We start from the raw sequence: 21447 nt of genomic DNA, 5'->3' as shown, positions 1-21447 counted from the left end.
ATCCATTAACCAGTGAATAGAGATTTGCAATTCAGATGTAGGGATTTGTAAAAATCCTGACGTTGAAGGAGGTGCTTTTATGCTGTGCCAAGAATGTAATATGCGGCCGGCAACTTTGCATTTCACCAAAATTGTGAATGGCGAAAAGACAGAGTTTCATATTTGTGAGACATGTGCGAAGGAAAAAGGGGAGATGATCCCTGGAACACCTAATGGCTTTTCGATTCATAGCTTGTTGTCGGGGATGTTGGATTTTGACTCCAGCACAAAGAGCCAGTCTTCAGGTCACAGTGTTCCCCAAAATCTGCAATGCAAGGATTGCGGTATGACTTATACACAGTTTAGTAAGCTAGGACGTTTTGGATGTCCATCATGCTATCAATATTTTGATAGTCGTCTGGACCCTCTGTTCAAGCGTGTGCATGGTAGTACGAGTCATGTTGGGAAAGTTCCGGTCCGTACTGGAGGCCGACTAAAGGTTAAACGGCAAATTGATGATTTGAAAAAAGAGATGCAACAACACATTGTACAGGAAGAATTCGAATCAGCTGCTGAGCTTAGGGATCAAATCAGAAAGCTTGAAAAAGAAATGACTGAAGAGTAAAGTTTGTGAAGAGTAGGAGGGAATGCGTGATGCCCAATATCCGATTTACGGAAAAGCCGCTAAGTGATTGGATGCGTGGTGATGCTGCGGATTCGGAGATTGTCATTAGCAGCCGGGTAAGAATTGCGCGTAACTTGCAGCATCTGCCTTTTCCCATGCTTGCTACCAATCAGCAGTCGGAAGAAGTGCTTCAACGCTTAACGGATATCCTTCAGTATGATGATTTGCGTCGTTTTGGTACTTTTCATACCTTGAAAATATCCGAGTTGGATGAGATCGACAAACAGGTACTGGTTGAGAAGCACTTGATTAGTCCTAATTTGGCGAACGAATCTCGCAACGGTGCTGTGTTGATTAGTGATGATGAATCAGTTAGTGTTATGATAAATGAAGAGGATCATTTGCGTATTCAGTGCTTATATCCCGGATGTCAGGTTAGAGAAGCTTGGGAACGCGCTATGGTCATTGATGATGCATTTGAAGCGCATGTTGATTATGCATTTGATGATCGGAGAGGTTTTCTGACCAGTTGTCCGACGAATGTCGGCACAGGTATGAGAGCTTCGGTGATGATGCATTTGCCCGCATTGGTCATGACTCATCAAATCAATCGTATATTGTCCGCTGTTTCACAGGTGGGTCTTACAGTTCGCGGTATTTATGGTGAAGGCAGCGAAGCAGTTGGGAATTTGTTTCAGGTATCCAATCAGATTACCTTGGGACAAACCGAAGCGGAAATTATCGAGAATCTGCATGGCGTGGTGCTGCAAATTATAGAGCATGAACGTTCTGCCAGAGAACGATTGATGAATGAATCCATGCTGCGGATTACAGATCGGGTGATGCGTTCATTCGGTATTTTGTCATATGCAGCAGTTTTGGATTCCAAGGAGGCTGCACAGCGGCTGTCCGATGTACGTCTCGGTGTAGATTTAGGAATTTTGGAGCGTCCTTCCATTGCAGCGATGAATGAGCTTAATGTGATGACGCAACCCGGCTTTTTACAAAAAAGCTTTGGGGATAAAATGAATACCGGTGAGCGCGATATGTACCGGGCGAAGCTGATCCGGCAAAAATTAGGCACAACCCTTTAATATATAGAATGAACTGAAATACACACTGTGGAGGTGCAGGATATATGATGTTTGGAAGATTTACGGAACGTGCACAGAAAGTGCTTGCCTTGGCCCAGGAAGAAGCTGTTCGATTGGGACACAACAACATTGGCACAGAGCACATTTTGCTAGGACTCATTCGTGAAGGTGAAGGAATAGCAGCGAAAGCCTTAATCGGTTTAGGGCTGGGACTGGAAAAAATCCAGGATGAAGTGGAAACACTGATTGGACGCGGTCAAGAGCAACCGACGAACATTGCCTATACTCCACGTGCCAAGAAAGTCATTGAGCTGTCTATGGACGAAGCACGTAAATTGGGTCATACCTATGTAGGTACCGAGCATATTTTGCTAGGCCTTATTCGTGAAGGTGAAGGCGTAGCAGCACGTGTACTGAACAACCTGGGTATCAGTCTGAACAAAGCGCGTCAGCAAGTGCTTCAATTGCTCGGCAGCAGCGAGGCGGTTTCCAGCCATCACGGTGCTCCAGCTAATGTCAGCACACCAACTCTGGACAGTCTGGCACGCGATCTGACGGCTTCTGCGAAGGAAAATAACCTGGACCCCGTTATTGGGCGCAGCAAGGAAATTGAGCGCGTTATTCAAGTGCTCAGCCGTCGTACAAAGAACAATCCTGTTTTGATCGGTGAACCTGGGGTAGGTAAAACGGCGATTGCCGAAGGATTGGCACAAAAAATCATAGCGAATGAAATTCCCGAAACGTTGCGCGACAAACGCGTAATGACACTCGATATGGGTTCTGTAGTAGCGGGTACTAAGTATCGTGGTGAATTTGAGGATCGCTTGAAGAAGATTATGGACGAGATTCGTCAAGCTGGAAATATCGTATTGTTCATTGATGAGCTGCATACACTGATTGGTGCTGGTGGAGCGGAAGGCGCAATTGATGCGTCCAACATCCTGAAACCTGCTCTGGCACGTGGCGAGCTGCAATGTATCGGTGCCACCACGCTGGATGAATACCGCAAATATATTGAGAAAGATGCTGCTTTGGAGCGTCGTTTTCAACCTATAACGGTGGATCAACCTTCTCCGGAAGAAGCGATTCAAATCTTGTATGGTCTGCGCGACCGTTACGAAGCGCATCACCGTGTAAAAATCACTGATGAGGCTATTGAAGCTGCAGTAAGATTGTCAGATCGTTATATTACGGATCGCTTCCTACCGGATAAGGCTATTGACCTTATTGATGAAGCGGGCTCCAAGGTAAGGCTCAATTCCTATACAGTACCGCCAAACCTGAAACAGCTGGAAAACCGTCTGGAAGATATCCGTAAGGAAAAAGATTCAGCGGTACAAAGCCAGGAGTTTGAAAAGGCAGCTGCGCTGCGCGATACAGAGCAAAAAATTCGTGAAGAGCTGGATGTCACTAAAAACCAATGGAAAGAACAACAGGGGCGTACAGATTCCGAAGTTACACCAGAGGATATTGCTCAGGTTGTTGCCATCTGGACTGGTGTCCCAGTCAGCAAGCTGAAGGAAGAAGAAACACATCGTTTGCTGAATATGGAGCAACTGTTGCATGAACGGGTGATTGGGCAGGACGAAGCTGTTAAGGCAGTAAGTCGGGCGATTCGCCGGGCACGCGCCGGTCTGAAAGATCCGAAACGTCCAATCGGCTCCTTTATTTTCCTCGGTCCAACTGGGGTTGGTAAAACAGAGCTGGCACGCGCCTTGGCTGAATCTATGTTTGGTGATGAAAATGCGGTTATCCGTATTGATATGTCCGAATATATGGAGAAACACTCCACATCCCGTTTGGTAGGAGCGCCTCCAGGGTACGTAGGATATGAAGAAGGTGGCCAACTGACTGAGAAGGTACGTCGTAAGCCTTACTCTGTGGTATTGTTGGATGAAATTGAAAAAGCACACCCGGAAGTATTCAATATTCTGCTGCAAGTGTTGGAGGATGGACGTCTGACGGATTCCAAAGGACGTGTTGTTGACTTCCGTAACACACTCATCATCCTAACATCCAACGTTGGTGCACAGGCGATCAAGCGTAACTCCACGCTTGGCTTTACAGCTGTTGTGGACGCTGGGGCGGATTACGATAACATGAAGGGCAAAGTGATGGATGAACTGAAGAAGAGCTTCCGTCCTGAGTTCTTGAACCGGATAGATGAAATCATCGTGTTCCATTCTCTCGAAGAAAAACATATTGCCGAAATTGTTTCACTCATGTCTGAGGAGCTGCGTAAGCGTCTGAATGAGTATGAGGTTGACTTTGAGTTGACAGACAAGGCTAAGAATTTCCTTGCCAAGGAAGGCTTCGATCCAGCGTATGGTGCGCGTCCATTGCGTCGTGCAATCCAGAAGCATATTGAAGATCGCCTGTCCGAGGAACTGTTGACTGGAAACATTTCTAAAGGCGACTCTCTCTACATTGATGAAGAGAACGGTGCATTGACAGTAACGAAAAAGGATAATGTATCCGCGAAGTCCTAAAGCAGTTTAGTAAATAAAACATTAGAAAAGGGTGTCTCGCAGGCTGGAAAGCTATTGCGAAGGCACCCTTTTTGTGTATTGAACACCTTGAAAGGGTAGGGTAAAAGCTTTGGGAAAGTTTGTGATATTGCTTTACGTCCGCCAAGCTTCAATGGTAAACTTTTATTGTTACAGCTCTTTCAGGTGCTGTGTGAAGATAAAATTGACATCATCGTTGTCAAGAAGGAGCCAAGGAATAAAGTATGGCTAAAGTGAAAACTAAATTTTCCTGTACAGAATGTGGCTATGAATCGCCTAAATGGTACGGAAAATGTCCTGGATGCCAGGCATGGAATTCCATGGTCGAAGAAACGGAAAGCGTTGTAAAAACTCAAGGAATGGGATCTTCCCTTCTTACTCATAGCACAAAAGACAAACCGCTTCCTATTATTGAAGTGGAGAGTGGCAAAGAAACACGAATTTTGACGGGAATTGGTGAATTAAATCGTGTACTCGGTGGAGGTGTGGTGCCAGGTTCACTTGTTCTGGTGGGTGGTGACCCGGGGATCGGTAAGTCTACGCTTATGCTGCAAACCTCTAATGAGCTGGCTTTAACTGGTTTAAAGGTACTCTACGTGTCTGGTGAGGAATCCGTCCGCCAAACGAAGCTACGTGCTGATCGCCTCGGTGCTTTGTCTCCCAGTCTGTACGTATTATGTGAGACGAATTTGGAGACGATTGAAGAAGCAGTGGACAGCTTGAAGCCGGAGTTTCTGGTCATCGACTCGATACAGACTGTATATTTGCCTGAGGTGACAAGTGCGCCTGGTAGTGTAGCTCAGGTGCGCGAGTGTACTTCACGATTTATGCGGATTGCCAAGGGATTAGGTATTGCTACAGTACTGGTAGGGCATGTGACCAAAGAAGGCGCTATTGCAGGTCCGCGTTTGTTGGAGCATATGGTCGATTGTGTACTTTATTTTGAAGGAGAGCGCCATCATACGTATCGGCTGTTGCGTGCGGTTAAGAATCGTTTCGGTTCTACGAATGAAATTGGTATTTTTGAAATGGCCGAGAGTGGTTTGCGTGAGGTGGCGAATCCTTCTGAGCTCTTCCTGTCCGAACGGCCACTGGGGGTGGCTGGTTCCACAGTCGTTGCCAGTATGGAGGGAACCCGGCCTGTGTTGGTTGAATTGCAAGCACTAATTGCGGCTACGCATTTTCCATCTCCACGCCGAATGGGTACGGGGATTGACCATCATCGGATGGGATTAATCATTGCCGTACTAGAAAAGCGGATGGGCATGTTTTTGCAAAACCAGGACGCTTATCTCAATGTTGCTGGAGGCGTAAAGCTGGATGAACCAGCGGTGGATTTAGCCATAGCGGTGAGCATTGCTTCCAGCTTTAGGGATGCTCCTACCAAGCCGTACGATGTGATTTTTGGTGAAGTAGGACTGACAGGCGAGGTGCGGGCTGTATCCCGAGCAGAACAGCGAGTGCGAGAAGCAGAGAAATTAGGTTTCAAACGGGTGATCATGCCCGAGAAAAGCTTGAAGGGCTGGACACATCCAAAAGGGATACAAATTATAGGAGTTGGAACGGTGGCAGATGCACTGGCAGCCGCATTAGATTAGGGGGCATTGAGGATGAAGGAAGCGAGCCAACTGGATAAAATGAACGATTTGCTACGGCTTGTGGCACCGGGAACTCCCTTTCGCGACGGATTGGAAAACGTTTTGCGTGCCAAAACGGGTGCTCTTCTGGTCGTTGGCTATAGCCCGGAAGTAATGGAAGTCGTGGATGGCGGTTTCTCTATTAATTGTGACTTTTCGCCGAACTATTTGTATGAGCTGGCTAAAATGGACGGCGCAATCATATTGAGTGAGGATTTAAAACGAATTTTATATGCCAATACGCAATTGATTCCCGATTCTTCCATTTCGTCCATAGAAACAGGGATTCGGCATCGGACGGCGGAACGAGTTGCAAAGCAGACTGGCAAACTGGTTGTGTCTATTTCCCAGCGTCGTAATATTATTACGTTGTATCAGGGGACTTTACGGTATGCGCTCAAGGAAATCGGGGTTATTTTAACGAAAGCTAATCAGGCTATTCAGACGTTAGAAAAATATAGATCCGTATTGGGGCAAGCCTCAACGAATTTAACTGCATCTGAATTCGAAGAACTGGTTACCATGCCGGAGGTCGTTAATGTCATTCAACGGATCGAAATGGTGCTGCGCATCAAAATGGAGATCAAACGATTTATTAACGAGCTCGGGAATGAGGGCAGGCTGATTAGCATGCAGATGGAAGAGCTTGTCAGCAATATTGAGGAAGAAGCATGGTTACTGTATAAGGATTATGCCAAAGACGATAGCGACGAAAAGATTCGTGAAATTATATTGGGACTCAAACGTTCTACGGATGACGAATTGTTGGATGTGAATCATATTGTACGTCTACTAGGCTACCCTTCTTCAGCAGCGACATCAGAAGAATATATTGCTGCACGCGGATATCGGGTGCTGAACAAAATACCTCGTTTGCCAAATGTAATTATTCATAATCTGGTGGAGCGATTTGGACGGTTTCCACATGTCATGACAGCAACGATAGAAGAACTGGATGAAGTGGATGGTATAGGAGAGGTTCGTGCACGTACGATTAAAGAAGGGCTTAAACGTTTACAGGAACAAGTTTTCATTGACAGACAAATGTAAATGTAATACAGTGAAAGGATTATAATGGAACAATTCATACATTGAGGTGAAGAGATGATTACCAAATCAATTCCGAACATGTGTACCTTGGGTAACTTGTTTCTCGGAATGATCGCCATTTTATTGGCCGTAGACGGAAAATACAGTCTTGCCGCTATTATGGTTATTGTCGCCATGTTGTTGGACGGACTGGATGGAAGGATGGCCCGGGCTTTGAATGCCCAGAGCGAATTCGGTAAAGAACTGGACTCCTTATCAGATATGATATCTTTTGGTGTTGCTCCCGCAGTTATTATGTACATGGTTGCTTTTCATGATGCGAATTCGGCTTTGGCTTGGACGGTTACAGCCATTTTTCCGATGTGCGGAGCATTGCGTTTGGCTCGATTTAACGTACGTCCCGGTGTACCAGGTTATTTCACAGGTTTACCCATCCCGGCAGCAGGTGGCGTATTAGCCACGTTGTCCTTATTCCATAACGAGATTTCATTGTTATACATGTCGATTGCCATGTTGCTAGTCTCTTATTTGATGGTTAGCTCCATGAGATATCCAAATTTCAAAAAGGTCGGCCTTCCGAAAAAAGCGATCTGGGTTGCTCCGTGGGTCGTAATTGCAGCGGTGGTTCTAGCTGTTAAATTTCCTGATCAGCTGTCGAAGCTGATTTTTGTACCACTGGTGCTTTATGCGTTGTACGGTATGAAGCTGAACATTCGGAAGTTATCACGCAGACGTGGACGTGAGCGGGATCGTTCTAAACAGGAAGAACAGGACGATCAATATCGTCATTCGCAACGTTAGTGTCAGACAAGAACTACAAGAAGCATTTATTTCCTTGATTCATTCAAGGGGATAAATGCTTTTTTTATGCATAAAAAGTGAAAACACAGGGTTAGTTATGTGGGAAATGGACCATACTGGTAAGGGAAGTGCTATGTATCCAATAAATAGCAGACTATTGAAAAGAAAATAAAGGAGGTATAGAGACTCAATGTGGAGAAAGGCTATTTTAACTTTTACAGGATTGTGCGGCGCGTGGTTTGGCTATACGTTATACCAGCGGATAGGAGGCTTAGTAACGTGGATGCCACAATGGTTGAGTGATGGTTCTTTACCAGGAATGGCTGTTTGGATGTTAGCGGGAGCGGTGGTATTTATGGTTGGCTGCTCATTCGCAGGGGCGTCCGTGGCGAATCGATTGCAGCAGGGTATTGAAGGTTTGGTACGAATTCCGATGAATGAGATGATGGCAGGTGTCATGGGCTTAGCGGTGGGGTTGATCCTTTCCTTGGCAGTTTATCCACTCTTTTCAGGGTTAGGGGCACCTGGTTTACTTATCCAGACCGCGGTTACCTTGGTATGTGGATATGTGGGGTTGATGGTTGGGCTAGAAAAACGGGACGAGTTGTCATCCTTTTGGAGTTCAGGCTTTTTTGGTCGGGGAACGGATGTAGAAGAACGAAAGCTGGAGGAACATAAAATTTTGGACACCAGCGTCATTATAGATGGGCGTATTGCGGATATCTGCAAGACAGGTTTTATTGAAGGGACCATTGTGATTCCTGAATTTGTGTTGGAGGAGCTTCAGCATATCGCAGATTCTTCAGATTTACTTAAGCGTAATCGTGGGCGGCGGGGTCTGGATATTTTGAATAAAATTCAAAAAGAGCTAGATGTGAATGTGCTCATCTATGAGGGGGATTTTGAGGAAATTTCAGAGGTCGACAGTAAGCTGGTTAAGCTTGCAAAGGTGTTGCAGGGTAAAGTTGTAACTAATGATTTTAACCTGAATAAAGTATGCGAACTTCAAGGTGTGTCTGTGCTGAACATTAATGATTTGGCGAATGCAGTGAAGCCTGTCGTACTGCCCGGTGAGGAGATTATGGTGCAGATTATCAAAGATGGCAAGGAGCATGGGCAAGGTGTAGCTTATCTGGATGATGGTACGATGATTGTTGTGGAGGGTGGACGTGACTATATTGGCTCTCTCATGGAAGTACTGGTCACAAGCGTACTTCAGACCTCTGCGGGCCGTATGATCTTTGCTAAACCGAAATTATTGGAAAAAGCTCAATAAACGAGGTATGATGAAGTAGATGTGTTATCATACGGATCGTCCAAGTGCGATCAGGGCAGGAGTTATTTGAATGAACAATCAGGTAGGAGTCGTGATTGTGGCGGCCGGGCGCGGCTCCCGTATGGGAACGCAGGAGAGCAAGCAATTTCTGCTTTTGCGAGACAAGCCCATCTTCATACATACACTTGAAATATTCGCAGCAATGCCTGAAGTGGATGAAATGGTGATGGTTACTGGAGCTGGAGATGTGGAACGCTGCAGAGACTGGATTCATCAATACAAGATTGGTAAAAATGTACGGGTGGTGGCTGGTGGCAGTGAACGCCAGCATTCGGTTTATCGCGGTTTGCGCCACTTGCGAACAGATTGGGTGATGGTGCATGATGGTGTGCGGCCATTGATTCAACCTGAGCTTGTACGTTCATGCCTGGAGGCTGCTCAGCGTACTGGTGCTTCTGTAGCGGCAGTACCTGTAAAGGATACGATCAAGCAAGTGAACGGGGATGGTATCATTACAGCAACGCCGGATCGCCGTAGTCTGTGGAGTATTCAAACGCCACAGACTTTTCGTCTTTCCGATCTGCTGCGGGCCTATGAGGAAGCGGAGCAGACAGGATTTTTGGGGACAGATGATTCCATGCTGGTGGAGCGGCTAGGCATTCCGGTTACTGTCGTTCAAGGCAGCTACAAAAACATCAAAATTACTACGCCTGAGGATTTGGAGATGGCGGCGTTATGGGTAAAGACAGAGGGAGAGGATATCAAATGATTAGAGTGGGGCAAGGATTTGACGTCCACCAGCTGGTGGAAGGAAGGCCATGCATCATCGGAGGCGTAAATATTCCGTATGAAAAAGGTTTGCTGGGTCATTCCGATGCAGACGTGCTGCTGCATGCCATTAGCGATGCTATCCTGGGTGCGCTTGGCTTGGGAGACATCGGAAAGCATTTTCCAGATAATGACCCTGAATTTAAGGACGCGGATAGTCTTAAGCTACTGGAGCATGTGTGGGGGCTGGCTAAAGAGCGGGGATACCGATTGGGGAACATCGATTCTACAATTATTGCGCAGAAGCCCAAGATGGCATCGTACATCCCGCAGATGAATGAAATCATCGCCCGGGTGCTGGAAGCAGAGGAGTCATCCCAGGTAAATGTCAAGGCGACGACGACGGAGCAACTCGGGTTTACCGGGCGAAGCGAGGGAATCGCGGCTCAGTCGGTTGTCTGTCTAATCAAGTAAATGCTATCATCTTGAGTAATTCTATTTGGAGGAGATTATATGAGCACGGAAGTTCGTGTACGCTATGCACCAAGTCCAACAGGACATCTGCATATTGGAAATGCTAGAACGGCATTATTTAATTATTTGTTTGCCCGCAATCAAGGCGGGAAATTTATTATTCGCATTGAAGATACAGATGTGAAGCGCAATATTGAGGGCGGAGAAGAAAGCCAGCTTAAATATTTGAAATGGTTGGGTATGGACTGGGATGAAAGTATAGACGTGGGCGGCGAGTTCGGACCTTATCGCCAGACCGAGCGCTTGGACATCTACAAAACATACTGGCAGGACTTGCTGGATCGCGGTTTGGCATACCGCTGTTATTGCACGGAAGAAGAACTTGAACGCGAGCGTGAAGAACAGATGGAACGTGGGGAGACACCACGTTACTCAGGAAAACACCGTGATTTAACAGAAGAACAGTGTAAGGCGTTTGAAGCAGAGGGCCGTGTACCAAGTATTCGTTTTCGCGTACCAGAAGATCGTGAATATACGTTTGATGATATTGTTAAAGGTCAAATTACGTTCAATTCCAAAGAAAGCGGCGATTTTGTTATCGTCAAAAAAGACGGTATTCCGACATATAACTTCGCTGTAGCGGTTGACGACTATTTGATGAAAATATCGCATGTACTACGGGGTGAGGATCATGTATCCAATACACCGCGGCAGTTGATGATTTTTGAAGCTCTCGGCTGGGAGCCTCCACGCTTTGGTCATATGACGCTGATCGTAGGCGAGGATCACAAAAAGCTCAGCAAACGAAATGAATCCATTATTCAGTTCATGGAGCAGTACGATAAGCTGGGCTATCTGCCGGAAGCTATATTCAACTTTATTGCATTGTTGGGCTGGTCTCCGGAAGGCGAGGAAGAGATCTATGATCGGGAACAATTAATCTCGATTTTCGATCCTAATCGTTTGTCCAAAAGCCCAGCTGTATTTGATACAAACAAGCTTGCTTATTTGAATAATCATTATATTAAAAAAGCTGATCCTGAACGGATTGCCAGTATGGCAATTCCACATTTGCAGGCAGCAGGACTGTTGCCGAATGATTTATCGGCTGAACAACAGGATTGGGCTAAAGCTCTTGTCCGCTTATACCAAGAACAAATGACTTCAGCGTCTGATATTGTGGCGTTGTCTGAGTTGTTTTTCCGTTCACATCTGGAGTTGGATGCTGATGCGGCGGCTGTTCTGGCTGAAGAACAGGTTCCTGATGTACTTAAAGCCTTTGCAGCTAAGGTTGAAACGAGCGAGGAATTTACAGCTCCACAAATGGCCAAGCTGATCAAAGAAGTCCAAAAGGAAACTGGTTTTAAGGGGAAACAGCTGTTCATGCCGATTCGTGTGGCCCTTACAGGTCAAACTCATGGACGGGATCTGAACGAGACCATCTATCTACTTGGACGTGACAAGGTATTGGACCGTCTTAAGGCACAAATTAAAGGCTGATATTTCTTGTCAATTTGTTGTCTTTTCGCTATAATGACTCCATTGATATGGATTGATACTTACGTGTAAAGGCTGCGAACAGGAGAAGTACACTGCATAAGGGCATCTGCCAGAGAGGACGGTCGAGGGGAAACCCCAGGCTGAGAACCGTCTAGATAACCTGCGGAGGAAATGCGCCTGGGAGCCGTGCGCCCGAACCCTCGTTAGCCTACGATGCTAATGTGGCAAGGGCTTGCCGATTCGTTCCCGTTACAGGACGCCAAAGACGGACTTTTCTGCTTTTTTTGTAGCAGATATGTTCGAAGCAGAGTGGGACCACGTATATGCGTCTCTGCAGCCTAGGCTGCGGAGACGCTTTTTCATTTTTATCAGATTCAGACTCGCTGTAGACTGAAAATTGTCGAAGAATGCTGGTGACTACGAAAATTGGCGAAATGTGAAGTGTGATGCGGCAAGGATATGGAGGGAATAGGAGGGCGACATGTTCAGGCATTTCAAATCCGATATTCAAACTGTTTTGGATAATGATCCGGCCGCCCGGAGTAAGCTGGAAGTCATTTTTACGTATTCTGGCGTTCATGCCCTTTGGGCACACCGAATTGCACATTGGTTTTATTTGCGAAAGTGGTGTACTCTAGCCCGTGTTATATCCCAGGTATCGAGGTTTATGACAGGAATTGAAATTCATCCTGGCGCTCGTATTGGAGATCGGCTGTTCATTGACCACGGCATGGGTGTTGTCATTGGCGAAACCTGTGAAATTGGCGATGATGTCGTATTGTATCAGGGGGTTACTCTTGGAGGAACTGGAAAAGAGAAAGGGAAGCGCCACCCCACCATTGGGAATAATGTCGTTATAGGCTCCGGTGCAAAAATATTGGGTTCATTTACGATTGGGGCGCAATCCAATATTGGCTCCAACTCGGTTGTGCTAAAAGAAGTTCCGCCAAACAGTACGGTAGTGGGTATCCCCGGGCGAGTGGTCAGACAGGATGGCAGACGTCCAGATCGACTTAGTCACCAGTTGCCTGACCCGGTCGTCGATTCCATACGGTCTCTTCAAATGGAAATAGAACGATTACGAGCAGAATTGTCTGATTTGAAGGAGGAGCAATCTGCTCAGAAACATCAGGTGACCCAAGAGAATAAATTACAAGGATAATTTTCATGAGGGAGGAACATAACGATGTCGCTTCAAATTTATAATACAATGACGAGGAGCCGGGAGCCTTTTGTGCCACTGGAGCCTGGAAAGGTTAAAATGTATGTATGTGGTCCTACAGTGTATGATTACATTCATATTGGTAATGCACGACCTGTAATTGTGTTCGACGTGGTACGCAGCTACTTGGAGTATTTGGGCTATGATGTAAACTATGTGGTGAATTTTACGGACGTTGATGATAAGTTGATCCGCAAAGCTCGGGAACTTAATATGGAGGTTCCGGCAGTTGCCGAGAAGTTTATTGCTGCCTATCATGAGGATCTGACAGGATTGAATGTTCCTGCTGCCAGCATAAATCCTCGTGTAACCGAAAGCATGGATCTGATTATTGATTTTATCAAGGACCTGGTAGACAAAGGCTATGCCTACGAAAATGATGGTGATGTCTTCTACCGGACCAAAATGTTTAAAGACTACGGACAGCTGTCAGGCCAAAATTTGGAGGAACTCCAGTTTGGGATTCGCATCAATGTGGATGAACGCAAGGAGAATGCCGAGGATTTTGTACTCTGGAAAGCAGCGAAACCGGGAGAAATTTACTGGTCAAGTCCTTGGGGGGATGGACGCCCAGGCTGGCATATCGAATGCTCTGCTATGGCTCGTCACTATTTGGGGGATACACTGGATATTCACGGAGGCGGACAGGATCTGCAATTTCCGCATCATGAATGTGAATGCGCACAATCCGAAGTGATTACGGGTAAACCATTATCTCGCTACTGGATGCATAACGGATATATTCGCATAGATAATGAAAAAATGTCGAAATCACTCGGTAACGGTATTTTGGTTAAAGATCTGCGAGCTCGTCACAAGCCCGAAGCTTTACGTTATTTTATGCTGTCGACACATTACCGCAACCCTTTGAACTACAACCAAGAGACGATGAGTCAGGCGGAGAATAGTGTCGAACGGATTGCCAATGCAGTCGCCAATGTAAAGCATCGTTTATCCATGGCTTTGAAAGGTAATGGAGAAGTATCGGCTGAGCTGCAAATGAAGCTTGACGGGATATTACGGCAATTCGAGGAAAAAATGAATGATGATTTCAATACACCTGATGCCATTACTGCGGTATTCGAGTGGGTCAGCGAAGCCAATCTTTTGTTGCAGCGTGATGTTGTCAATCAGGCGGAACTACAGGCTGTGCTGCAAACCTTCCACTCGATGAATAGTGTACTTCGCATTTATTCAGAACCGAGTGAAGAACTGCTGGATGACGAAATAGAGCAGTTAATTGCAGAACGTGTCGAAGCTCGTAAAACTAAAAACTGGGGTAGAGCGGACGAAATTCGCGATCTATTGGCTGCTAAAGGTATTGTGCTTGAAGATACGGCGCAGGGGATGCGGTGGCGGCGGAAATGAGTGATAATCCATTGAACTCAGGAGCTGTGGAAGGCGCGGGAAACTGGTTTCCGTATCCTGCGTCCAAGCCGGCTCGCTTGATGCCCCCCATTGCGTTAGCTTACATTGGTGATGCAGTGTATGAGGTGGCTGTCCGGCAATATCTGTTGGCACAGCCCAACCTGCGTCCCAATCATTTACATCGACGAGCTACAAAACTTGTCTCCGCCAAGGCACAGAGCCGTATGTTGGGATTGCTAGAAACGGTGCTGACGGATGAAGAACGTGATATTGTCCGACAAGGAAGAAATGCCAAATCAGGGAGCCTGCCCAAAAATGCTGATGTGCTTGAGTATCGGCATGCCACGGCGCTGGAAGGCTTGATTGGTTATCTTTATTGTGATGGACATTTGGACAGATTGAGAGAGTTGATTACGTACGGAATTGCACAAATGGAAAATGCAGAAAAATCATAAATTGGAGACGGATTGAACGAATTGATATCGACCGTTTTCCGGGAGGAAACTAGAGATGGAAGAAGAATGGATTGCCGGTAAGCATTCGGTAACAGAGGCGTTGCGTTCAGGCAGGACGATAAATAAAATATGGATTGCGGATAATGCACAAAAGCATTTGACACTGCCGATTACAGCTGAGGCGAAAAAAGCAGGAATCATTGTTTTGCAGGTAGACAAGCGTAAGCTCGATCAAATGGTTCCAGGCATTCAGCATCAGGGAGTGGTCGCGCAAGCTGCACCTTTTGCCTACGCTGAGGTGGAGGACTTGCTTGCTGGTGCTCGTGCTAAGGGAGAAGAGCCGTTTTTGATTTTGCTCGATGAGATTGAAGACCCTCATAACTTGGGCTCTATCCTTCGTACGGCGGATTGCACTGGAGCACACGGTATTATAGTGCCGAAAAGGCGTTCAGCCGCTGTAACTGTAACGGTGTCTAAAACATCGGCAGGTGCTGTGGAGTACGTCCCGGTGGCGCGTGTGAGCAATTTGGGACAAACCATTGACCGTCTTAAAGAAGAAGGTGTATGGGTAGTTGGCACGGATGTTACAGCAACCGATCCCGTCTTTGGGAATGGAGTATTCACCGGTCCCGTAGCGATTGTCATTGGTAACGAAAATAAAGGAATGGGCCGTTTGATCCGCGAGAAATGTGATGTACTCGTCAAGCTGCCAATGGCGGGACAAATCAATTCCCTCAATGCTTCTGTAGCTGCAGGTGTCGTCATGTACGAAGTTTTGCGCGGACGACAGGCACGGGGCTAACGATATGGCTGACACGCGGGATGTTCTGCTTGTGGACGGTTACAACATGATTGGAGCCTGGCCCGAACTTTCCGCACTGGTACAATCTGGTATGCAGGAAGCGAGGGACAGACTTCTTGAACGACTGGCGGATCATCAGGCGTATTCGGGCAGAAGAGTCATCGTCGTATTTGATGCTTACAGGGTGCCAGGATTAGGTAAAACCTTTGCCCAGAGCAAAGTCCAGATTTATTTTACGAGAGAAAAAGAGACAGCCGACGAGTGCATCGAGCGATTAGTTCGTGAGCTGAGCAGCAAGAGGAGAAGCATTTACGTAGCGACAAGTGATCAGGTAGAGCAGCATGTGGCCTTTGGCCAGGGAGCACTCAGAGTATCGGCACGAGAATTACTGATCGAGATTGAGGAATCTGAAAGGGAAGTCCAGAAGCGAATCCAGCAGGATAACGCCAAATTGTCCCGCAATTCGCTGGATGGAAAGCTGAGTCCGGAGCTTCGAAAGTTGTTTGAACGCTGGAGAAGAGAATGATCCAGTAATTGGGATACCCTCCATTTTGAAACCATTGACAATTTTGTTAGCGCTCTTCTTTTTTAGGTTGTTGTGGTTGACGGTATCAGGTTACATCGCGTATACTTGTCGTATATTTGAGAGAGTAACGGGTACCTTGCGTTGCAGCCGGAGGGATTGTTAGTGAGTGTGGACCTCAAGGATATCATGTTGTCAAAGTTTGATTACAAAAATGATGAAGACATTGTCGGAGCAGTCCATGAAGGTGATGGGGAAGCGCTGGAGTTTCTGATTAACAAATATCGAAACTTTGTGCGGGCCAAGGCCAGATCCTACTTCCTGATTGGGGCTGATCGCGAGGATATTATTCAGGAGGGCATGATTGGTCTCTACAAATCCATCCGTGATTTTAAGGGAGACAAGCTTGCTTCGTTCAAGGCTTTCGCCGAGTTGTGCATAACACGACAGATTATTACGGCAATTAAGACGGCTACACGACAAAAGCACATTCCTCTGAACTCTTACGTATCTCTGGACAAGCCCATCTATGATGAAGAGTCAGACCGGACGTTGCTCGATGTGATTTGCGGAACACAAGTAAGTGATCCTGAAGAGCTGATTATCAATCAGGAAGAGTTTGTGGGTCTTGAGGACAAAATGTCCGAGATTCTGAGCGAGCTAGAACGCAAGGTACTTATGTTGTATCTGGACGGACGTTCGTATCAGGAGATTGCTGAAGATCTGGATCGTCATGTGAAATCCATTGATAACGCGCTGCAACGGGTCAAACGTAAACTTGAAAAGTATCTGGAAGTAAGGGATAGTTGAAAGTAGAGGCTGACATGGAAAAGGCTCGAGTTTGAGTCTTTTTTTATTCGTTTTGGGTATGCTGTGCAGGTTTATAAGTGTTGTAAATGATTTATACTAAAAAAGATGAATAATAGATATCGCTTTGATTTTGAAGCAGTATTTCAGAGAACAGCTTCAAAGGATGGACAGATGTAAAAATGCACCACAACCGGGACTGCGAAATGTATGCAAACATTCGTTGACATGGAAAACCCCGTGTGATAAAGTGTTTTAGGTAGGCCTAAATTCGCGGTTTTTTTTAGGATCAATTATGAGACTTCCGGTGTTGGATGTCTTCGGGAGGTGCACATCATGCGGGTAATTATTACTTTGGCTTGTACAAATTGCAAACAAAGAAATTACACAACGACGAAAAACAAGCGTAATCACCCCGACCGCATGGAGATGAAGAAATTCTGTAAGTCCTGTAACGAACAGACTTCTCATCGGGAAACCAGATAGTTTTTGGAGGTGTAGTCGGCGTGAAACGCAGTTTCAAGTCTCTGTTTTCCTTTTTCTCTGAAAGCTGGGCTGAACTCAAGAAAGTTCGCTGGCCCAATCGTAAAGAACTGACCAACTATACGCTGATTGTCATAGGGACGATTGCGTTCGTCACGATTTATTTTTGGGTTCTCGATATCGGCATTTCCGCTGTGATCGAAGCGATTATCTAGGAAGGGTTCCAGGTGGCTTGATATGGAAAAAAGATGGTACGTCGTTCATACCTATTCAGGGTATGAGAACAAAGTCAAAGCCAATTTGGAAAAACGCGTTGAGTCCATGGGCATGGAAGACAAGATATTCCGTGTTCTTGTTCCTATGGAAGAAGAACTGGTAACCAAGGACGGTAAGAAAAAAACCGTTATGCGTAAAGTCTACCCTGGTTATGTCTTGGTCGAAATGGTCCAAACCGATGATTCTTGGTATGTTGTACGCAACACGCCAGGTGTTACGGGATTTGTAGGATCGACAGGCTCGGGTTCCAAGCCGACGCCATTGCTTCCAGAAGAAGTTGAACAGATTCTGAAGCATATGGGCATGGTAGAGCCGAAACCGAAGATTGAATTCGATGTTAAGGAATCCGTGCGAATTAAAGTTGGTCCTTTTGCGAATTTTGTGGGCTCCGTGGAAGAAATTTTGGTTGAGAAGAGCAAGCTTAAGGTTCACGTCAACATGTTTGGACGGGAAACCCCGCTTGAGTTGGATTATACTCAAGTGGAGAAAATATAGATTTTTCTTACAGGTTTCTTGTGGGAGGATCAATAGGTCCGTCTACCACTATTGAGTCAAGGAGGTGTCATCCATGGCAAAAAAGGTAATTAAAATGGTAAAACTGCAGATCCCTGCAGGGAAAGCTAATCCAGCGCCTCCAGTAGGTCCAGCTTTGGGTCAAGCAGGTGTCAACATTATGGCATTCTGTAAAGAGTTCAATGCTCGTACTGCTGATCAAGCAGGCCTGATTATTCCGGTTGAAATTTCGGTATTTGAGGATCGTTCTTTTACGTTCATCACCAAAACTCCACCGGCTGCTGTTCTGTTGAAAGTTGCTGCTAAAATCGAAAAAGGTTCCGGTGAACCGAATAAAACGAAAGTTGCAACTGTAAATCGCGCTGCTGTTCGTCAAATTGCAGAGCAAAAAATGCCTGACCTTAACGCAGCTTCCGTAGAATCGGCAATGCGTATGGTTGAAGGTACTGCTCGCAGCATGGGTATCACCATCGTAGATTAATTTTATTAATCTACGTGTGCCGGCGGTTTGACTGTCCGGCAAGTGTGGGAGGAATATCCGCTAATACCACATAAGGAGGAAAAGATAATGGCTAAACATGGTAAGAAGTACCTGGAAGCTGCTAAGCTGATTGACAGCGAAGCAACTTATGAGCCTTTGGAAGCCGTTGAATTGGTGAAAAAGGCTGCAACTGCTAAATTCGACGAAACCGTTGAAGCTGCAGTTCGTCTGGGCGTAGATTCCCGTAAACAAGACCAGGCTGTTCGTGGTGTTGTTGTCCTGCCACATGGTACGGGTAAAACACAACGCGTTCTGGTATTTGCAAAAGGTGACAAAGTGAAAGAAGCGGAAGCGGCTGGCGCTGATTTTGTTGGCGATCAAGATATGATCAACAAAATCCAACAAGGCTGGTTCGAATTCGACGTCTGCGTTGCGACACCTGATATGATGAGTGAGGTTGGTAAACTGGGTCGTTTGCTCGGTGGTAAAGGTTTAATGCCTAACCCTAAAGCAGGCACAGTTACTTTCGACGTTGCCAAGGCTGTTCAAGAAATTAAAGCCGGTAAAATCGAATACCGTCTCGACAAAGCAGGTCAAATTCACGCACCAATCGGCAAAGCATCTTTCAGTGCTGAGCAACTGAACGAGAACCTTAAAGCCTTGATTGAAGCCTTGAACCGTGCGAAGCCAGCGGCTGCTAAAGGTGTATACCTGAAAAACATCGCTATTTCTTCGACTATGGGACCAAGTGCACGTGTGAACACATCTGTTTACAGATAATATTTCGGTTGACACGTTCAATCAAATTTGTTATTCTGTAAAAGTTGTGAGTCCTTGTGACTGACCGTTAAAGTTGAATATGCTTACCGTAGACAGTAGGTGCTTTCGGGCTTAATTTCCTACCGAGGTGTTATGATAGAACATTTCATGCGACGGGCTTGTCCCGTCCATGTGGATTTATCAAGCCTTCGTACTCTACGGAGGCTTTTTTCATGCTCGTGAAAACGACTTTGGTAGAACGCCAGAATGGGTGTTTCTAACAAAGTAGATAAATTGATCAGGAGGTGTACAGTTTGGCAAATGCAAAAGTGATTCAAGCAAAACAAGAAGCTGTTGAAGTTGTAGCTGCAAAATTGCGCGAGAGCGTAACAACTGTAGTTGCAGACTATCGCGGTCTGAATGTTGCCCAAGTAACTGAGCTGCGTAAGCAGCTTCGCGAAGCCGGAATCGAATTTCAAGTGCTGAAAAACACACTGCTCCGCCGTGCAACTGCGGCAGCAGAATTGACTGAACTGGACGCAGTATTGACAGGTCCTACTGCAATCGCGTTCGGCAAAGATGATGCAGTGTCTGCAGCTAAAATCTTGAACGATTTCGCTAAGAAAAACAATGCATTGGAACTGAAAGGTGCAGTTGTAGAAGGTCGTGTGATCGGTGTTGAGGAAATCAAAGCGCTGGCAGAACTGCCATCCCGCGAAGGTCTCCTTTCCATGCTCCTCAGCGTGCTTCAAGCTCCTATGCGCAACTTCGCGCTTGCGGTTAAAGCTGTTGCAGATAAAGAAGAGCAAAGTGCATAAGTTGGGATTTAAACCTGCTGTATAGCAGTTAAGAACAAAAAAATACGAATTTAAATGGAGGTTCAACCATGAGTAAAGAGCAAATCTTGGAAGCAATTAAAGGTATGTCCGTATTGGAACTGAACGATCTCGTGAAAGCAATTGAAGAAGAATTCGGCGTAACTGCAGCAGCTCCAGTAGCTGTAGCAGGTGGCGCAGCAGGTGGCGCAGCAGAAGCTGAGCAATCCGAGTTCGACGTAATCTTGACAAGCGCTGGCGCTTCCAAAATCAACGTTATCAAAGCAGTTCGCGAAATTACAGGTCTTGGCCTGAAAGAAGCAAAAGAACTGGTTGACAACGCTCCAAAACCATTGAAAGAAAAAGTTGCAAAAGAAGAAGCTGAATCCGTTAAAGCAAAATTGGAAGAAGCAGGCGCTTCTGTAGAAGTAAAATAATTGACTGCTCTTTAGCAGACAATGAATTAAAACAAACCCCTTGAGGTGATCTTCAAGGGGTTTGTTGCTGTAAAGCGGTAGTACAAACAGGTCTGAAATATTATTCTAAAGGCTATGATGTTAATATAACCGTACAACCGAAAGAGGTGGGCGTGAATGGCTGATCATTATTACTCCAGACGGCCAGAGACGGCACATGAACGGCGAAGTCTAGAGACGGTGCTGCGTGGACGTTCCTATCGATTTGCCAGCGATTCAGGCGTTTTTTCAAAACAGGGGATTGATTATGGGAGTCGTGTGTTGATTGAAGCTATGCAACTTCCTGCAAATGCCTCGGTATTGGATGTAGGATGTGGTTACGGGCCGATTGGTTTGACGGCGGCTACGCTTGTCCCGGACGGACACGTTACAATGGTTGATATTAACGAGCGAGCCGTTCAACTAGCGATAGAGAATGCGGAGCGTAATGGAATTAAAAATGTCACCATTAAGCAAAGTGATTTGTTTGCAGAAGTGCAACACGAACGTTTTGACGTGATCTTGACGAATCCTCCTATACGTGCAGGGAAAGAAACGGTTCATACCATATTTGAGCTTGCGTATGAGCATTTAAATGAGGGTGGAGCTTTATGGGTCGTCATTCAGAAAAAGCAGGGTGCTCCTTCGGCGAGCGCTAAAATAGAGAGCCTTTTCGGTCATGTGGAAGAAGTTACGAAGGATAAAGGTTATCGGATTTTAAAGGCTGAAAAAAGTTTTAGAAAAATGCAATAGGACCATTGACTTGAATCCTGGTCT

The 21447-nt window shown here is 46.0% G+C and carries 24 protein-coding genes and 1 other annotated feature; all 24 genes read left to right on the top strand.

Annotation, left to right across the window (positions count from 1 at the left end; translation table 11 throughout):
• Positions 1-79: 79 nt before the first annotated feature.
• The 24 genes from ACUC6J_RS21955 (at position 80) to ACUC6J_RS21840 (ending at position 21423) form a co-directional block, all read left to right on the top strand.
• Positions 80-604, top strand: coding sequence for a UvrB/UvrC motif-containing protein (locus ACUC6J_RS21955; protein WP_016818632.1), 525 nt, complete (start codon positions 80-82; stop codon positions 602-604).
• Positions 605-633: 29 nt separating this feature from the next.
• Positions 634-1698, top strand: coding sequence for a protein arginine kinase (locus tag ACUC6J_RS21950; protein ID WP_013373293.1), 1065 nt, complete (start codon positions 634-636; stop codon positions 1696-1698).
• Between the two features lie 44 nt (positions 1699-1742).
• Positions 1743-4187 (top strand): ATP-dependent protease ATP-binding subunit ClpC, encoded by a 2445-nt coding sequence (gene clpC / locus ACUC6J_RS21945; protein WP_016818634.1) that lies wholly within the window; start codon positions 1743-1745, stop codon positions 4185-4187.
• A gap of 242 nt (positions 4188-4429) precedes the next feature.
• Positions 4430-5803 carry a DNA repair protein RadA gene (gene radA / locus ACUC6J_RS21940; protein ID WP_013373291.1) on the top strand — a complete coding sequence of 458 codons (1374 nt, stop codon included), beginning with the start codon at positions 4430-4432 and terminating at the stop codon, positions 5801-5803.
• A gap of 12 nt (positions 5804-5815) precedes the next feature.
• Entirely contained in the window at positions 5816-6892 is a 1077-nt protein-coding gene (disA, locus tag ACUC6J_RS21935; RefSeq protein WP_013373290.1) for a DNA integrity scanning diadenylate cyclase DisA, read from the top strand.
• Positions 6893-6946: 54 nt separating this feature from the next.
• The gene (pssA, locus tag ACUC6J_RS21930) at positions 6947-7693 is read left to right on the top strand and encodes a CDP-diacylglycerol--serine O-phosphatidyltransferase (RefSeq protein ID WP_016818635.1); all 747 of its coding nucleotides are present in this window, start codon (positions 6947-6949) and stop codon (positions 7691-7693) included.
• A 190-nt stretch (positions 7694-7883) separates the two neighbouring features.
• On the top strand, positions 7884-8969 hold the full coding sequence (locus ACUC6J_RS21925) for a PIN/TRAM domain-containing protein (protein ID WP_017427900.1): 1086 nt from the start codon (positions 7884-7886) through the stop codon (positions 8967-8969).
• A 70-nt stretch (positions 8970-9039) separates the two neighbouring features.
• The gene (gene ispD, locus ACUC6J_RS21920) at positions 9040-9738 is read left to right on the top strand and encodes a 2-C-methyl-D-erythritol 4-phosphate cytidylyltransferase (RefSeq protein ID WP_290405381.1); all 699 of its coding nucleotides are present in this window, start codon (positions 9040-9042) and stop codon (positions 9736-9738) included.
• The gene (gene ispF / locus ACUC6J_RS21915; protein ID WP_016818638.1) at positions 9735-10211 is read left to right on the top strand and encodes a 2-C-methyl-D-erythritol 2,4-cyclodiphosphate synthase; all 477 of its coding nucleotides are present in this window, start codon (positions 9735-9737) and stop codon (positions 10209-10211) included. The genes ispD and ispF overlap by 4 nt, the downstream gene beginning before the upstream one ends.
• Before the next feature lie 39 nt (positions 10212-10250).
• Positions 10251-11711 carry a glutamate--tRNA ligase gene (gene gltX / locus ACUC6J_RS21910; RefSeq protein WP_447249411.1) on the top strand — a complete coding sequence of 487 codons (1461 nt, stop codon included), beginning with the start codon at positions 10251-10253 and terminating at the stop codon, positions 11709-11711.
• 481 nt (positions 11712-12192) lie between these two features.
• Positions 12193-12873 (top strand): serine O-acetyltransferase, encoded by a 681-nt coding sequence (gene cysE / locus ACUC6J_RS21905; protein ID WP_013373284.1) that lies wholly within the window; start codon positions 12193-12195, stop codon positions 12871-12873.
• Between the two features lie 24 nt (positions 12874-12897).
• Positions 12898-14301 (top strand): cysteine--tRNA ligase, encoded by a 1404-nt coding sequence (gene cysS / locus ACUC6J_RS21900; RefSeq protein WP_447249410.1) that lies wholly within the window; start codon positions 12898-12900, stop codon positions 14299-14301.
• Positions 14298-14756 carry a Mini-ribonuclease 3 gene (locus ACUC6J_RS21895; RefSeq protein ID WP_447249409.1) on the top strand — a complete coding sequence of 153 codons (459 nt, stop codon included), beginning with the start codon at positions 14298-14300 and terminating at the stop codon, positions 14754-14756. Before cysS ends, ACUC6J_RS21895 begins: the two co-directional genes overlap by 4 nt.
• Positions 14757-14811: 55 nt before the next feature.
• Positions 14812-15558, top strand: a complete 747-nt coding sequence (rlmB, locus tag ACUC6J_RS21890; RefSeq protein ID WP_019688718.1) for a 23S rRNA (guanosine(2251)-2'-O)-methyltransferase RlmB — start codon at positions 14812-14814, stop codon at positions 15556-15558.
• A gap of 4 nt (positions 15559-15562) precedes the next feature.
• Positions 15563-16084 carry an NYN domain-containing protein gene (locus ACUC6J_RS21885; protein WP_016818643.1) on the top strand — a complete coding sequence of 174 codons (522 nt, stop codon included), beginning with the start codon at positions 15563-15565 and terminating at the stop codon, positions 16082-16084.
• Between the two features lie 162 nt (positions 16085-16246).
• Positions 16247-16891, top strand: a complete 645-nt coding sequence (gene sigH, locus ACUC6J_RS21880; protein ID WP_016324748.1) for an RNA polymerase sporulation sigma factor SigH — start codon at positions 16247-16249, stop codon at positions 16889-16891.
• A gap of 333 nt (positions 16892-17224) precedes the next feature.
• Positions 17225-17374, top strand: coding sequence for a 50S ribosomal protein L33 (gene rpmG / locus ACUC6J_RS21875; RefSeq protein ID WP_013373278.1), 150 nt, complete (start codon positions 17225-17227; stop codon positions 17372-17374).
• Between the two features lie 20 nt (positions 17375-17394).
• Positions 17395-17586, top strand: a complete 192-nt coding sequence (secE, locus tag ACUC6J_RS21870) for a preprotein translocase subunit SecE (RefSeq protein ID WP_013312170.1) — start codon at positions 17395-17397, stop codon at positions 17584-17586.
• A 22-nt stretch (positions 17587-17608) separates the two neighbouring features.
• Positions 17609-18142 carry a transcription termination/antitermination protein NusG gene (nusG, locus tag ACUC6J_RS21865; protein WP_007432596.1) on the top strand — a complete coding sequence of 178 codons (534 nt, stop codon included), beginning with the start codon at positions 17609-17611 and terminating at the stop codon, positions 18140-18142.
• Positions 18143-18215: 73 nt separating this feature from the next.
• On the top strand, positions 18216-18641 hold the full coding sequence (gene rplK, locus ACUC6J_RS21860) for a 50S ribosomal protein L11 (protein ID WP_007432595.1): 426 nt from the start codon (positions 18216-18218) through the stop codon (positions 18639-18641).
• 87 nt (positions 18642-18728) lie between these two features.
• Complete coding sequence (gene rplA / locus ACUC6J_RS21855; protein WP_016818644.1) at positions 18729-19421, top strand: 50S ribosomal protein L1; 693 nt, start codon at positions 18729-18731, stop codon at positions 19419-19421.
• 68 nt (positions 19422-19489) lie between these two features.
• Positions 19490-19641, top strand: a sequence feature (ribosomal protein L10 leader region).
• Between the two features lie 73 nt (positions 19642-19714).
• Positions 19715-20218 carry a 50S ribosomal protein L10 gene (rplJ, locus tag ACUC6J_RS21850; protein WP_016818645.1) on the top strand — a complete coding sequence of 168 codons (504 nt, stop codon included), beginning with the start codon at positions 19715-19717 and terminating at the stop codon, positions 20216-20218.
• Between the two features lie 68 nt (positions 20219-20286).
• On the top strand, positions 20287-20652 hold the full coding sequence (rplL, locus tag ACUC6J_RS21845) for a 50S ribosomal protein L7/L12 (RefSeq protein ID WP_013373275.1): 366 nt from the start codon (positions 20287-20289) through the stop codon (positions 20650-20652).
• A 156-nt stretch (positions 20653-20808) separates the two neighbouring features.
• A complete protein-coding gene (locus ACUC6J_RS21840) occupies positions 20809-21423 on the top strand; it encodes a class I SAM-dependent methyltransferase (RefSeq protein WP_016818646.1) in 615 nt (204 codons plus the stop codon).
• Positions 21424-21447 lie beyond the last annotated feature (24 nt).

The organism is Paenibacillus sp. JJ1683 (genome assembly GCF_053006485.1).
Note: the sequence above shows the minus strand (reverse complement) of the source record. Positions and strands in the feature narration are given on the sequence as shown.

What these genes read in the sequence shown, in the direction of transcription:
- ACUC6J_RS21955 (WP_016818632.1), top strand. Translation starts at nt 80, where the DNA reads ATGCTGTGCCAAGAATGTAATATGCGGCCGGCAACTTTGCATTTCACC.
- ACUC6J_RS21950 (WP_013373293.1), top strand. Translation starts at nt 634, where the DNA reads ATGCCCAATATCCGATTTACGGAAAAGCCGCTAAGTGATTGGATGCGT.
- clpC (WP_016818634.1), top strand. Translation starts at nt 1,743, where the DNA reads ATGATGTTTGGAAGATTTACGGAACGTGCACAGAAAGTGCTTGCCTTG.
- radA (WP_013373291.1), top strand. Translation starts at nt 4,430, where the DNA reads ATGGCTAAAGTGAAAACTAAATTTTCCTGTACAGAATGTGGCTATGAA.
- disA (WP_013373290.1), top strand. Translation starts at nt 5,816, where the DNA reads ATGAAGGAAGCGAGCCAACTGGATAAAATGAACGATTTGCTACGGCTT.
- pssA (WP_016818635.1), top strand. Translation starts at nt 6,947, where the DNA reads ATGATTACCAAATCAATTCCGAACATGTGTACCTTGGGTAACTTGTTT.
- ACUC6J_RS21925 (WP_017427900.1), top strand. Translation starts at nt 7,884, where the DNA reads ATGTGGAGAAAGGCTATTTTAACTTTTACAGGATTGTGCGGCGCGTGG.
- ispD (WP_290405381.1), top strand. Translation starts at nt 9,040, where the DNA reads ATGAACAATCAGGTAGGAGTCGTGATTGTGGCGGCCGGGCGCGGCTCC.
- ispF (WP_016818638.1), top strand. Translation starts at nt 9,735, where the DNA reads ATGATTAGAGTGGGGCAAGGATTTGACGTCCACCAGCTGGTGGAAGGA.
- gltX (WP_447249411.1), top strand. Translation starts at nt 10,251, where the DNA reads ATGAGCACGGAAGTTCGTGTACGCTATGCACCAAGTCCAACAGGACAT.
- cysE (WP_013373284.1), top strand. Translation starts at nt 12,193, where the DNA reads ATGTTCAGGCATTTCAAATCCGATATTCAAACTGTTTTGGATAATGAT.
- cysS (WP_447249410.1), top strand. Translation starts at nt 12,898, where the DNA reads ATGTCGCTTCAAATTTATAATACAATGACGAGGAGCCGGGAGCCTTTT.
- ACUC6J_RS21895 (WP_447249409.1), top strand. Translation starts at nt 14,298, where the DNA reads ATGAGTGATAATCCATTGAACTCAGGAGCTGTGGAAGGCGCGGGAAAC.
- rlmB (WP_019688718.1), top strand. Translation starts at nt 14,812, where the DNA reads ATGGAAGAAGAATGGATTGCCGGTAAGCATTCGGTAACAGAGGCGTTG.
- ACUC6J_RS21885 (WP_016818643.1), top strand. Translation starts at nt 15,563, where the DNA reads ATGGCTGACACGCGGGATGTTCTGCTTGTGGACGGTTACAACATGATT.
- rpmG (WP_013373278.1), top strand. Translation starts at nt 17,225, where the DNA reads ATGCGGGTAATTATTACTTTGGCTTGTACAAATTGCAAACAAAGAAAT.
- nusG (WP_007432596.1), top strand. Translation starts at nt 17,609, where the DNA reads ATGGAAAAAAGATGGTACGTCGTTCATACCTATTCAGGGTATGAGAAC.
- rplK (WP_007432595.1), top strand. Translation starts at nt 18,216, where the DNA reads ATGGCAAAAAAGGTAATTAAAATGGTAAAACTGCAGATCCCTGCAGGG.
- rplA (WP_016818644.1), top strand. Translation starts at nt 18,729, where the DNA reads ATGGCTAAACATGGTAAGAAGTACCTGGAAGCTGCTAAGCTGATTGAC.
- rplL (WP_013373275.1), top strand. Translation starts at nt 20,287, where the DNA reads ATGAGTAAAGAGCAAATCTTGGAAGCAATTAAAGGTATGTCCGTATTG.
- ACUC6J_RS21840 (WP_016818646.1), top strand. Translation starts at nt 20,809, where the DNA reads ATGGCTGATCATTATTACTCCAGACGGCCAGAGACGGCACATGAACGG.